The 13273-nt window shown below is 43.4% G+C and carries 14 protein-coding genes; 13 read left to right on the forward strand and 1 reads right to left on the reverse strand.

The window, feature by feature from the left end; genetic code table 11:
- The first annotated feature begins 14 nt into the window (after positions 1 to 14).
- The 13 genes from BLQ53_RS10645 to BLQ53_RS10705 all read left to right on the forward strand — a co-directional run bounded on the left by BLQ53_RS10645 (position 15) and on the right by BLQ53_RS10705 (position 12595).
- Positions 15 to 161, forward strand: a complete 147-nt coding sequence (locus tag BLQ53_RS10645; RefSeq protein WP_093727294.1) for a teichoic acid D-Ala incorporation-associated protein DltX — start codon at positions 15 to 17, stop codon at positions 159 to 161.
- A gap of 17 nt (positions 162 to 178) precedes the next feature.
- Positions 179 to 1684 (forward strand): D-alanine--poly(phosphoribitol) ligase subunit DltA, encoded by a 1506-nt coding sequence (dltA, locus tag BLQ53_RS10650; protein WP_093727295.1) that lies wholly within the window; start codon positions 179 to 181, stop codon positions 1682 to 1684.
- Positions 1681 to 2838, forward strand: coding sequence for a D-alanyl-lipoteichoic acid biosynthesis protein DltB (gene dltB, locus BLQ53_RS10655; RefSeq protein WP_093727296.1), 1158 nt, complete (start codon positions 1681 to 1683; stop codon positions 2836 to 2838). The genes dltA and dltB overlap by 4 nt, the downstream gene beginning before the upstream one ends.
- Before the next feature lie 15 nt (positions 2839 to 2853).
- On the forward strand, positions 2854 to 3090 hold the full coding sequence (gene dltC, locus BLQ53_RS10660) for a D-alanine--poly(phosphoribitol) ligase subunit DltC (protein ID WP_093727297.1): 237 nt from the start codon (positions 2854 to 2856) through the stop codon (positions 3088 to 3090).
- On the forward strand, positions 3090 to 4250 hold the full coding sequence (gene dltD / locus BLQ53_RS10665; RefSeq protein ID WP_093727298.1) for a D-alanyl-lipoteichoic acid biosynthesis protein DltD: 1161 nt from the start codon (positions 3090 to 3092) through the stop codon (positions 4248 to 4250). Before dltC ends, dltD begins: the two co-directional genes overlap by 1 nt.
- Before the next feature lie 105 nt (positions 4251 to 4355).
- Entirely contained in the window at positions 4356 to 4940 is a 585-nt protein-coding gene (locus BLQ53_RS10670) for a DUF2238 domain-containing protein (RefSeq protein WP_093727299.1), read from the forward strand.
- Between the two features lie 193 nt (positions 4941 to 5133).
- Positions 5134 to 5586: a GNAT family N-acetyltransferase gene (locus tag BLQ53_RS10675; protein ID WP_093727300.1), complete on the forward strand. Its 453-nt coding sequence runs from the start codon at positions 5134 to 5136 to the stop codon at positions 5584 to 5586.
- Between the two features lie 148 nt (positions 5587 to 5734).
- Complete coding sequence (locus BLQ53_RS10680; RefSeq protein ID WP_093727301.1) at positions 5735 to 6931, forward strand: ornithine--oxo-acid transaminase; 1197 nt, start codon at positions 5735 to 5737, stop codon at positions 6929 to 6931.
- 22 nt (positions 6932 to 6953) lie between these two features.
- Complete coding sequence (locus BLQ53_RS10685) at positions 6954 to 7862, forward strand: aldo/keto reductase (protein ID WP_244499326.1); 909 nt, start codon at positions 6954 to 6956, stop codon at positions 7860 to 7862.
- A 156-nt stretch (positions 7863 to 8018) separates the two neighbouring features.
- Positions 8019 to 8642, forward strand: a complete 624-nt coding sequence (locus BLQ53_RS10690; RefSeq protein ID WP_093727303.1) for a TetR/AcrR family transcriptional regulator — start codon at positions 8019 to 8021, stop codon at positions 8640 to 8642.
- A gap of 179 nt (positions 8643 to 8821) precedes the next feature.
- Entirely contained in the window at positions 8822 to 10297 is a 1476-nt protein-coding gene (locus tag BLQ53_RS10695; protein ID WP_093727385.1) for a DHA2 family efflux MFS transporter permease subunit, read from the forward strand.
- Positions 10298 to 10592: 295 nt separating this feature from the next.
- Positions 10593 to 11087, forward strand: a complete 495-nt coding sequence (locus tag BLQ53_RS10700; RefSeq protein ID WP_093727304.1) for a PH domain-containing protein — start codon at positions 10593 to 10595, stop codon at positions 11085 to 11087.
- Positions 11087 to 12595 carry a PH domain-containing protein gene (locus tag BLQ53_RS10705; RefSeq protein WP_093727305.1) on the forward strand — a complete coding sequence of 503 codons (1509 nt, stop codon included), beginning with the start codon at positions 11087 to 11089 and terminating at the stop codon, positions 12593 to 12595. The genes BLQ53_RS10700 and BLQ53_RS10705 overlap by 1 nt, the downstream gene beginning before the upstream one ends.
- Before the next feature lie 35 nt (positions 12596 to 12630).
- Here the strand turns inward: BLQ53_RS10705 and BLQ53_RS10710 are convergent, their stop codons facing one another.
- Positions 12631 to 12855, reverse strand: a complete 225-nt coding sequence (locus BLQ53_RS10710) for a YozQ family protein (protein WP_244499327.1) — start codon at positions 12853 to 12855, stop codon at positions 12631 to 12633.
- Positions 12856 to 13273: the final 418 nt, after the last annotated feature.

The following is a 13273-nucleotide window of genomic DNA, read 5'->3' on the forward strand; positions in this document are numbered from 1 at the left end:
AAGCAGAGGGAAATATGAATAAGATTAAGCAACTGTATACACATGCAGGTGTTCGTTTTGTTGCGCAAACTTGTTTCTATTTGGCAATCCTGATCACCTTGTTTATGTTGTATGGCTTCCATACAGCCAATACAGGTAATTACATATATAACGATTTTTAATTGGAGAAGATAATACGATGAAACTATTGACAACCATTGCCCAGCATGCGGCAGTGACCCCGGAGAAGATTGCATTTCGCAATGGGGATGAAAGAATCAGCTATGGAATGCTCTGGGACAGATCCAGCAGATTGGCAGGCCTTATTCGTAATAGCTGTCAGTTGAAACGTCAAACGCCGATTGTTGTTTACGGCCATATGGGGACGGATATGCCGGTATCTTTCCTTGCCTGTGTGAAAGCTGGCTATCCATATATACCGGTCGATACATCCATTCCGATGGAACGGGTGCGTCTTATCGTGGAAAAATCAGGAGCCGGCTTGGTCATTGATACGACGAATACGGTACTTGAATTAGACAATGTTGCAGTCTTACATACAACTGCTTTACAGCTTGATCAGGAAGAAGCGATAGGACAAGATTTGTGGGTTGGGGAAGAAGATGTGTTCTACATCATTTATACATCCGGAAGTACTGGGAATCCGAAAGGCGTACAAGTAACGGCGGAAAATCTGCAATCCTTTACCGATTGGATGACTGGGGACTTTTCATTAGGACAGGGCAAAGTGTTCTTGAATCAGGCGCCTTTTTCATTCGATTTGTCCGTAATGGATTTTTATCCGGCATTACAAAGCGGCGGCACTGTCCATGCTTTGGATAAGGAAGTGATCAATAAGCCGAAGCTGCTTTTTGAGAACCTGGTCCATTCTGACATACAGGTTTGGACCTCGACGCCATCTTTTGTTCAGATGTGCTTTCCGAATCCAGATTTCAATGCGGCAATGCTTCCAGAGCTTGAAACTTTTCTTTTCTGTGGTGAAGTGCTGCCACTGGCGGTGGCCAGGGAGTTGAAGGAGCGATTCCCGAAAGCAACCATTTTCAATACATATGGACCAACAGAAGCAACAGTTGCAGTTACCAGCATGGAAGTTACGGAGGAATTGCTGATAAAGGATGAGGCATTGCCGGTTGGATACCCAAAGCCGGATATGCGTATCTTTGTTGTGGACGAAACGGGTAGCCCGCTGCCAGATGGCGAAAAAGGGGAGCTTATCATTGCAGGACCTAGTGTGACAAAAGGGTATTTAGGAGAGGTGCTTTTAACAGAAAAGGCATATGGCATCATGGAGGGCATGCAGGCTTACCGGACTGGCGATGCCGGTGTGCTAAAAGATGGTTTGGTGTACTGCCAAGGAAGATTGGATTATCAAATCAAACTTCATGGTTACCGGATGGAGCTGGAGGATATTGAATTCCATCTCCATCAATCCGAGTATATCGAGTCTGCCATCATCATTCCCTTTGCACCGAATGAGGAAATCGAATATTTGATTGCAGCGGTCGTTCCTAAGGAACATGACTTTGAAAAAGAGTATCAGCTGACGGCAGCTATTCGTAAGGATCTCGCTTTGCGTCTGCCAGCCTATATGATTCCGCGTAAGTTCACCTATCATGAAGCGATACCGATGACGATGAATGGCAAAGCGGATCGGAAGAAAATGAAAGAAGAGGTATTCGCATGACCCCGTATAGTTCGTTCCTTTTCTTCATTATCCTGGGCATCTTGCTGCTGCCAACGATGATTCTTGGTACGATGGGCAAACCTTTGCGTTATTATAATGTGTTTGTCTCCATTGTCGTATTGGCGATGATCTTTTCTGGCGGAGGTGAAGGGTTTTATTCACTCGTCATCTTTACCATCCTGCAGCTTGTGCTCATCAAAGGTTACATAAGCTATCGGCAAACGAAAAATAGCAGTCTTGTTTTCTATTTGATGAGTTTGTTATCGATTTTGCCTTTGATCTTATCGAAGATCCTGCCGTTTTTGGCAGTGGATAACTGGGCAAGCTTCCTTGGAATCTCTTATCTGACATTCCGTGCTGTCCAGATCATCATCGAAACAAGGGATGGTTTGATCAAACAGCAGCTGTCGATTTATCAGCTGGTCAATTTCATGTTGTTCTACCCGACGATTTCATCCGGCCCGATTGATCGGTTCCGCCGCTTTCAAAAGGATGAAGAGAAAAGATGGACACCAGATGAATATAAGGAACTGCTTTATAAAGGAATCAATAAGATATTTCTAGGTTTCCTGTACAAGTTCATCATTGGCTACGCTATCAATTCTTATTTCATCATGAACCTCGATTATATCGCGGATGGTCGGGTCAGCTATCATTTGCTGTATATGTACAGCTACAGTTTGTATCTATTCTTCGACTTTGCCGGATATACATTGTTTGCCGTCGGGGTGAGCTATATCATGGGCATAAGATCGCCAGAAAACTTCAACAAGCCGTTTATCAGCAGGAATATTAAAGATTTCTGGAATCGCTGGCATATGTCGCTGTCATTCTGGTTCCGTGATTATGTATTCATGCGTTTCGTCTTCCTGATGAAGAAGAAAAAGTGGATACAGAATAAAATGCTTGTTTCGAATCTGGGATATATCCTGCTATTCCTATTAATGGGAGTATGGCATGGATTAGCAATCCAATATATTGTCTACGGTGCGTATCATGCATTGATGATGACAGCCTTCAATTTCTTTGAGAATTGGAACAAAAAACATAAACGCTGGCCGACAGGAAAATTCATGACGGTTGTATCGATTGTCATCACTTTCCATGTCGTCTGTTTCGGATTCTATCTGTTTTCCGGAAGACCATTTCAATAAAAGGGGATTATATTAATGGATTTCAAAGAGAAAGTACTACAAGTTATTGCGGAAGTTTGTGAAGATGATGTCGTGAAGGAGGAGCATGATCTCGATATTTTCGAGGCTGGCTTGCTGGATTCTTTTGCGACGGTCGAACTGCTTGTTCAATTTGAAGAGCAGCTTGGCATCAATGTACCGATTACGGAATTCGACCGGGATACATGGAACACACCAAATGCGATTACCGATCGATTGAATGAGCTGAAATAATGAAGAAGAAGTTTCTATTCGGACCGATCATCCTTGCATTGGTCCTGTTCGCCGGCTTTGTCTTCGTACCGGCTTCCTGGCTGGCAAAACTAGTGCCAGCCGATCGTTTGGAGCAATCGGCCATCAGTCTTGAGCCAAGTATGTTCCAAGGTACCTATTTACAGGGAGAAATGCTGGATGATCCGGATTATGTACCGATTTACGGATCTTCGGAGCTGTCCCGCTGGGATCCTTTCCATCCATCTAATTATTTTGAAGTGAACGGCGCGGATTATACACCATATTTGATCGGAAAAGGCGGTACCACATCGATCATTCATGATTTGAATTTCGCAACACAAGCCGATAAGCTGAAGGGAAAACAGATGGTCATCATTGTATCACCGCAATGGTTCGTCAAGCGAGGCACAGATGAACAGCATTTTGCACCGAATTATTCTGCTTTGCAGGCATATCAGCTGCCATTCAATGAAGAGATAGATGAACAGGTAAAACGAAAATTGATGCAGAGGCTGATGACATACGATGCGGTGAAGAATGACATAATGCTTTATCAGCTGTATGATGCTTACTTGGATGATAAGAAGATGAAGTTTAACATGTTAACCGCGCCAGCTAAAGCTTATATATCAATGCTTGAAAAGAAGGATTTGTATTTCACACTTGTCAATGACAAGCCAACGAATCGCCATCAGTCCGATAAAGTGAAGGACAAGACATGGGAGGATCTGCAAGCACAAGCAGATGCCTATGGCGAAAAGCGGACAAAGAACTCGAAATTCCATATTGCCACGAATGTTTATAAACATAAAAAGAATTACATCAAAGAGATGGAAGGAAAGAACAAAGGACATTCCTATGCGGAATCTCCTGAATACGACGACTTCCAGTTGATGCTGGATATCCTGAAAAAAGCCGATGCTAAGCCATTGTTTGTCATCATTCCTGTAAATGGGGAGTACTACGATTATACTGGCTTTGCGAAACAAGGAAGAGAAGACTATTATAATCGAATCAAAAAACAAATCGATGATAACGGCTTTACCTATGCTGATTATTCCGACCATGAATATGATCCGTATTTCATGCGTGACACCATTCATATCGGCTGGAAGGGCTGGGTCCATCTGGATGAGGATATGGAAAAATTCCTTCAATAAATTTAGACGATTCACCACGACGGTGAATCGTCTTTTTTTGTTTTCGAACTAGAATCCTCTTTATCTGGTTAGACTATGGGAAAAGAGTCTTAGGAGAGATGAGGATTGAAGAAAACGATATACATCTTAAGCTTAATATTCATTTGTTTCATGCTGGTCTCCTTTGTGATAGAACTGAGAAATGGAGATACGAATTCTTGGACCAAAGGTGGCGGCAGGGTAATCATGAGTGCATTGCCGCTAGGTCTGCTATTCTTCCAGCGGACACCATTCCGCATCCCGCATATTCTCGGCTATTATGGTTTGCTTGTCTGCACGTTCATACTGGGAGCCATATTCCACTTTTATGATAAATACAAATGGTGGGACGTGACGCTGCATGTAGTCGGGAGCATGTATATCGCTTGGCTAGCGTTGGCCATTTATCGCTATAAGGTGCTAAGACCAGCGGATATCTATATTTCTCGCTGGATCATATTCCTATTTGTATGCGGTATGGCAACGATCGGCAGTGCAATCTGGGAAAGTATCGAATTCATTGGTGATATGACGGTGACAAGCGTCATGCAGCGGAGTGGTAATACCGACACGATGACGGATTTGATCGCGGGTTTGCTTGGGGGAGTTATTTTGGGTATCTATGCATTGTTCCGGAATAAGCCGCTTGAGGGGAAAAAGATGCGAGGCTAAGAGAGAGCTGCAAAAAAATGCAGCTTTCTTTTTTTATGGAATGATGTATCAGACAGACTGCAATATGTTCTTGTTTATCTGGCGAAGGGGCTAGTGTGGATGACGGCTCTTATAAAACGATGAATAATTATTTGTTTTGGTGTATTATTAATGCTGTCATAAGATCAACAATCAGCAGGGGATGGATCCAACAATGCCTACATACAAAATCATTCAAGACAAACAAGATTTCGAAAAAGCGAAAGCAATGCGTGTGGCAATTTTCGTGGAAGAGCAAGGTGTGCCTTTGGAAGATGAATTCGATCAGTTCGATGTGCTGGGTGGTGCTTGTCAGCATATTCTCGTTTATCATGAAGGGGAAGCTGTCGGCACAGGCAGGCTGCGGTTCATCGGGAATTTCGGAAAGATGGAGCGGATATGTATAACTAAGGGATACCGCAAGTTTGGGCTGGGCAGGGTCATTATTGCAAGTCTGGAGGAAGTCGCACGCCAAGCTGGTAAGACAGCTTTCAAATTGCATGCGCAAGTGCAAGCGAGCGGATTTTACAGGAAACTGGGATATACAGAAGCTTCCGAAATCTTTGATGAGGATGGTATTCCTCATATCATCATGGAAAAGAAGGAAAGTGTGACAGTAGGAATATAGTGGTTTAAAATCGCCAGGTTTCAAAGCCGGGCGATTTTTTAAATTTCTTGTTGAAACGCTTACATTCATCTGTCGCTTTGTTAGAATGAACATATAATGATTGCGCTGCATCAGGGGCGCCAAACGAACCTGGAAAGGGGCAGTTGGGATGAGGACTACAGATGCACAGGAATTGATGCAATTGACAAAAAATTATGGGGCAAATAATTATCATCCGCTTCCGATCGTCATAGCGAAAGCTGAGGGAGTGTGGGTAGAGGATACCGAAGGAAAGCGGTACATGGATATGCTCAGTGCTTATTCGGCTGTGAATCAAGGACATCGGCATCCGAAAATCATCAATGCGCTTATCGAACAGGCCCAGAAAGTTACGCTCACCTCCCGTGCTTTTCATAACGATCAGCTAGGCTTATGGTATGAAAAAGTCGCTGCTTTAACCGGCAAGGAGATGATTCTTCCGATGAATACCGGTGCTGAAGCGGTGGAGACGGCTTTTAAAGCAGCCAGGCGCTGGGGATACGACGTGAAAGGGATTATTGATGACCAAGCAGAGATCATTGTATGCAGCGGAAACTTCCATGGCAGGACAATGACTGCTGTCTCGCTTTCGTCGGAAGCGGAATATCGCCGCGGATTCGGTCCGATGCTGCCAGGTATCAAGATTATTCCTTATGGTGATTTGGAGGCTCTGAAAACCGCAATTACACCGAGTACGGCTGCCTTTCTATTGGAACCGATCCAAGGGGAAGCTGGTATCATCATCCCGCCAGAAGGATATCTGAAAGCAGCTGCTGAATTATGTAAGCAAGAGAATGTCCTATTCATTGCGGATGAAATACAAGTCGGATTAGGGCGTACGGGTAAGCCATTCGCTTGTGACTGGGAAGGTGTAACGCCGGATCTTTATATTTTAGGCAAGGCATTAGGCGGCGGAGTTTTCCCGATTTCTTGTGTTGCAGGCGATAGGGAAATATTGAGCGTTTTCAATCCTGGTTCACATGGCTCCACATTCGGTGGGAATCCATTGGCGTGTGCTGTCTCGATTGCAGCGCTGGAAGTGTTGGAGGAAGAGGATCTAGCGGGAAGGTCCCTTCGTCTTGGAACACATTTATTGAAAGAATTGCAAAAGCTGACCTCCCCTACAATCAAGGAAATCAGGGGAAAGGGGCTGTTTGTCGGCATTGAATTGAACAAAGCTGCAAGGCCATATTGTGAAAAGCTCAAGGAATTGGGCGTGCTTTGCAAAGAAACACACGACACTGTCATCCGGATCGCTCCGCCTTTGATCATCACAGAAGAAGAACTGGAATGGGCATTCGACAAGCTGAAGCAAGTATTACAGTGAAATGAAAAGGAGAGAAAACGAGATGAAGCTAGGTACAAGTGGATTGGAAACAGCTCCTATTGCCCTCGGCTGCATGAGGATGAACGATTTGAACAAGCAGGAAGCTGTCAAAGTCATCGATACAAGCGTTGAAGCTGGCATCAACTTCTTTGATCATGCGGATATATATGGAGCGGGAACATCCGAGGAAGTTTTCGCTGAAGCGTTAAAAGAGAGTACGATGAGGCGGGAAGATATCATTCTTCAATCCAAATGCGGCATTCGCCATGGTTTTTTCGATTTTTCAAAGAAACATATCGTGTCCAGTGTCGAGGGGATACTAAAAAGACTGCAGACTGATTATCTGGATATCCTGCTTTTGCATCGGCCGGATGCGCTGATGGAGCCGGAGGAAGTAGCAGAAGCATTTCGCGAGCTGAAAGAAAGCGGAAAGGTAAGAAACTTCGGCGTCAGCAACCATCACCCTAATCAAATCGAGCTCTTGAAGCAATATGTAAAAGAAGATTTGATCATCAACCAGCTGCAATTCAGTCTGATGCATACGCCACTGATTGATGCTGGATTGAATGTGAATATGCAGAACAGGGAGTCCATTGTACGAGACAGCGGTTTGCTGCCGTATAGTCAGCTGCACAATATGACGGTCCAGGCATGGTCACCTTTCCAATTCGGTATGATGGAAGGAGTATTTATCGATCATCCTGATTTCCCAGAAGTCAATGCGGCTTTGCAGGAATTGGCCGAACGTTATAATGTGAGCAAATCCGCACTTGCGATTGCCTGGATCCTGCGCCATCCTGCCAATATCCAAGCTATCGTCGGTTCCATGAATCCTGAACGGATCCAGTCTATCTGTAAGGCACAAGATATTAAATTGACCAGGGAAGAGTGGTATAGATTATACCGGGCAGCTGGCAACAATATACCTTGATTTCATAAATTTTAGGAAGCGAATTTGTCAAACAGACAATTCGCTTTTTCTATGGAAACAACGAGTAAGATGCGGTTGACATATGACACTGTGTCACATATAATCTATTTATCATGAATGTGACACAGTGTCATATGTTTAGGCAGGAGTGAAGTTATGCCAAAGCAAACCTTTCTTTCTTTGTCCGAGGATAAAAGGAATACATTGATTCAAGCCGCCAAGAAAGAGTTTTCGAGGGTTCCGCTGCATGAGGCGTCCATCGCCAACATCATTAAGGACGCCAGCATTCCAAGGGGCAGCTTTTATCAGTATTTCGAGGACAAAGAGGATTTATACTATTATCTGCTGAATCAGCTCGCGCAGGAGAATAATAAGAAGCTGATAGCCATTCTTCAAGAGAAGGAAGGGAACTTATTTGAATCCTTGGTGGAGCAGTTCCGACATATGATTTCCCTGCGTCATCATGAGGAGCATAAAGATTTCTTCAGATATGCTTTTCTGAATATGAACCATAGGAAAGAAAATACTATGGCTAATAACATATATAAGGAGAGCCTGAAAAACGAGCGTTCCCAAACACTTAAATTGATTGATACTTCTTATCTGAATATCGAAGATAAGCAGGAACTGTCGCATGTTATCAGGATTGTCGGAGCAATCACATTTCATAATCTTGTCCAGGTATTCGTTCACGATCTCACGGATGAAGAAGCCATCTCCAATTATGAAACACAGATTAATTTGGTGAAAAAAGGACTGCAGAAAGAAGGGGTCGACTGATGTACAAATCTGTAATCAAAAAAAGTGATGATTTCATGAAGAAGCTGGTAGAAGCATTGCAAAAGCAAGGAATCAACGCAACTCTGTGTAAACGGCCGCTTCTACAGCATTAAAATTGAATAAAGGGAGATAGAAATTTGAACACGGAAGCAACACAACCTAGAAAAACGCCATATTTGATGTTGGCTATTTTATTTGTCGGAGCATTTGTCTCCTTTTTGAATAACTCGTTGCTGAATGTCGCCTTGCCATCTATCATGGTTGACTTGAAAATCGATGATTATTCAACTGTTCAATGGCTTGCAACAGGCTATATGCTTGTCAGCGGGGTACTGATTCCAGCCTCCGCCTTTTTAGTTACACGGTTTTCAAACCGCATGCTGTTCATCACAGCGATGATCATCTTTACCCTAGGTACTGCTTTGGCAGCTTTTGCTCCGAATTTTGGTCTATTGCTGACTGGTCGCATGGTCCAAGCGGCAGGTTCATCTGTGATGGGACCTTTGCTGATGAACATCATGCTCGTTAGTTTCCCGCGTGAAAAACGTGGTACAGCCATGGGAATCTTCGGGTTGGTAATGATTACGGCACCAGCTATCGGTCCTACATTATCCGGTTACATTGTAGAGTACTATGATTGGCGTTTATTGTTTGAAATGATCCTTCCATTGGCAGTGATCAGTGTGTTGCTGGCTGTCTGGAAGCTTAAGAATGTCATGCAGCAAAATACGGAAGCAACACTTGATTATCTATCCGTTGTACTATCGTCCATCGGATTCGGTGGATTGCTTTATGGATTCAGTTCTGCGAGTTCCGATGGTTGGACAGATTCAATCGTATTGACTACCCTGATTGCCGGAACGATTGCTTTGATTATCTTTGTCGTCCGTCAGTTACGCATGGAGAAACCACTATTGGACTTGCGTGTGTATAAGTATCCAATGTTCGCGCTCGCTTCCATCATCTCCATCGTAAACGCTGTGGCGATGTTCTCAGGTATGATTCTGACACCAGCTTATGTTCAGAATGTACGCGGGATTTCCCCGTTGGATTCCGGCTTGATGATGCTACCAGGTGCCATCATCATGGGTGTCATGTCACCTATCACTGGGCGGCTTTTTGATAAGTTCGGTCCGCGCGTTCTGGCGGCAGTTGGTTTGACGATCACAGCAGTTTCAACTTACATGCTCGCTCATCTGCAGCTGGATTCCAGTTATGCATATATCATTTTCATCTATACATTACGGATGTTCGGTATGTCCATGGTCATGATGCCGATCATGACAAACGGTCTGAACCAATTGCCTACTGTTTTGAACCCGCATGGTACGGCGGTGAATAATACGGCTCAGCAAGTATCTGGTTCCATTGGTACAGCCGTTCTCGTTACAATCATGAACTCTTCCACTAAAAATGAAGCGGAAAGCTTGATGGCAGGAGTGGATCCAACGACATTGACAGAGGCAGCAACTGCGCTGATGACGCAGAAGGCGCTGCTGACCGGGATCCAAACCTCCTTCTATGTAGCTTTGGGAATCAATATTGTAGCGTTGATACTCGCATTGTTTGTGAAACGAGTGGACACAAGCAGTGATGCAGTTAGTAAAATTGAAAAGCAGGATATTGGTCAGGTAAATCCTGAGCCTGCAAAATAAGAGGATGGATCCGGTCTGACCGGGTCCATTCTTTTTTGTGGATATAATCTATTCGATTCCGTGAAAAACCATTAGAAAAGTGCAGCAGCAGATCATCAGTGTCCAGTTGCCAGTGGAAGATGGTGCAAAACCGGTACTGTTGTTGAAAACCACCCTTCTTCATTCTTCTTATGAAAATTTTACCAAAAATTATGTTGATTGCATTTTAGGTGTAGTGTACTATTTCATTAGTACAATTTTTGGAACCTATTGTTATTTGGTTTCGTAAAAGAAGAAGAGAAAGGGGAGAAAACAGATGCAAGCACAAGTAAAAGGACCTCAACATAAATTGCCGAAAGAATCATTGCGTGTTCAAGTGATAGGTGATGTTATTTTTGATGTGGTGGTGCTTTTGATTTTTGCTGTTTTATTTGGCCTGGATTTGTATTTTGACTGGCCATCTTGGATCGGGTTCGTTCTCTTGGTCTTGCTTATCATTTCCATTCCATTTGGGTTCATTGGTTATTTCGCAACTGTTATCAACCATCGTAACTGGCGCTATGACATGGATGAGGAATATGTTCAGCTGAAGCAGGGAGCATGGTTCCAGAAGGATCAACTGATTCCTGTGACGAAGATCCAATCGGTAGAAACGAAACAGGGGCCGCTATTGAGAAAATATAAACTCCGCGAAGTCGAGATTGAGACAATGGCAGGCGATTACAGCATCCCGGGTTTGCCTGAGAAAGATGCTTATGCATTAAGGAATGAAATCGCGGCATATGCCAAGGCAAAGGAAGAGGATGACTGATGGAGACAAGACGTTATCATCCGGCTATTATGCTGTTTGGCATTGCAAAAGCAATCAGGAATTGGATTGTGCCGCTCATAATCGTCACTATCTTCAACAATGCTGATAATTGGTGGGGAACATATGCTAAATACATCGTTCTGGCTATCATGCTGTTATCCATTGTGAGTGATATTCTAACGTGGTTTACAGAAAAATACGCAGCTGATGAGCATGCATTTCATTTATACAGGGGCATTTTCTCAAAAACAAGCCGCACTGTTCCTTTCGAGAAAATTCAAAATATAACGAAACATACGAATCTCCTGCATCGGCTACTTGGACTGACTGCAATAAAATTTGAGACGGGATCAAAGGAAAAAGCTGTGGAATTTAAGGTGCTCACGAAAGAGGAGGCCTCCCGGCTGGAACAGCTGACCATAACAGACAGTCCGGAACAAGCTGACATAGGGCAGCGTGCTACGAGCGAGGAAGATGATTTGATACGGGATGATACTGTATCAGAACAGACTGTCTCTATTGCGCAGGAACGAACTGTTCATTTCAAGCCGACAAAGAAGGAATTGATCAAGGCGTCATTTACTTCCTTGAGCTTTTTGCTCGTTCCGCCACTTTTGGTGTCTTTTGTACTGAAATTTGATATTTTCTTTGATTGGAGCGATGTGCGTCAGTATTTGCCATTATTGAAAATCTGGTGGATTTCGACGCTTGGTCTAATCGGAATCATTGTAGTGTCCCTTTTGTTCGGGATGTGGCGTGTATTGCTAAAGTACAGCAACTATGAGCTGGCTTCAGATGAAGCGAATATTTACATCCAGACAGGGTTGGTGAGCGAATCGTTCTTTTCGATTCGTAAGGACCGTGTGCAAGGTATTGAGATTAGCCAGCCGATTTTGCACCGTCTGCTCGGGTTGGCAAAGGTGAAGCTGATCAGTACAGGTTCACTGGATATTAGCGAGGATACAGAAGAGATCAATTCACTTTATCCATATTTTACACTGAAACAGGCACAGCAACTGATTGCTGCAATACTACCCGAGTATGAAGTGGAGTTCTCCATGCATAAATTGCAGCAGAAAGTATTGTTTTACCGTCTGCTTCAGCCGAGTTTCATCTGGCTGGCGGTGACCATCACTATGTACTTTTGGCGCCCGGAAGTGTTTGGTTATCAGATATCGTGGTGGATGGTGTCCATCATTGCATTGATCCTGATCGAAGGCTATCGCTATTTGAATTTTAAACATTCCGGATACTTGGTCAGCGAGAGATTTTTACAGATGAAGACAGGAGCTTTTACAACAACACTTTTTGTGACAAAAAGAAATAAGATGATTGAGATTTCCAAGACGCAAAATCCGCTACAGCGATGGCTAGGGTTGGCAACAATCGAATCCATCAACCGGGCAAAACCGGTGCTGCATAATGAAATGAAAGATGTCCCGGCCAGGGAAGCAGAGCGTTTTTATATATGGTTTCACCAGCGGGCAAACGATGTCCGAAGGCAATAGAGAAAAGACAGCTCACATAGAGCTGTCTTTTTCTTTCAATACCCTTCGCGGGGAATTTCCCTTCCTTCATCGTTCTTCAAGGACCCATCCTTTTCCACATTATCTATCTTTCCATCTACAGTACCCTCTGTATACGTATCCGTTACTTGCTCATGAGTAATCGAGATTCCCTTATCGACTGGATTTGATGACTTATAATCTTGTGCATCATACATCTTTTCAGCTACTTCATTTGCAGCTTTTTGCTTTGATTTATCCAACTTGTATTCCTCCTTCCAGTTATGCATTAGTTTCCCGAAATCGAAGAAAAATATGTTTGGCCTTTTGAATGGTTATCATTCTTGTTTATATCATGCAAAGTCCCTGTCTGATAGCAGGTATGTTTATTTTCGGATTTTTATGGGAAACCTTGAAGTAAGCGAACGTATAGTGCAGAAATTTGACAAAATAAAACCCTTTACTGTGTAAACGCTTTCATTATAGAATGTATATAAGAAAAAGGAAAGCTGTTCTGCATCCTCATGAAAGAAGGAGTGGACAAGGAATGAAGAAAAATGAAAACAATTTTTTCGTAGGGTTACTATATGGTACAGGTTTAAGTATACCGCTTTGGGTGACATTCTTTGCAGTTGTGAAAGGGATTTCCGAGGCAATAGCTTAACAATAAAGAAGCGTCGG

Origin of the sequence: Terribacillus halophilus, assembly GCF_900101385.1 — a bacterium.
Lineage (GTDB): Bacteria > Bacillota > Bacilli > Bacillales > Amphibacillaceae > Terribacillus > Terribacillus halophilus.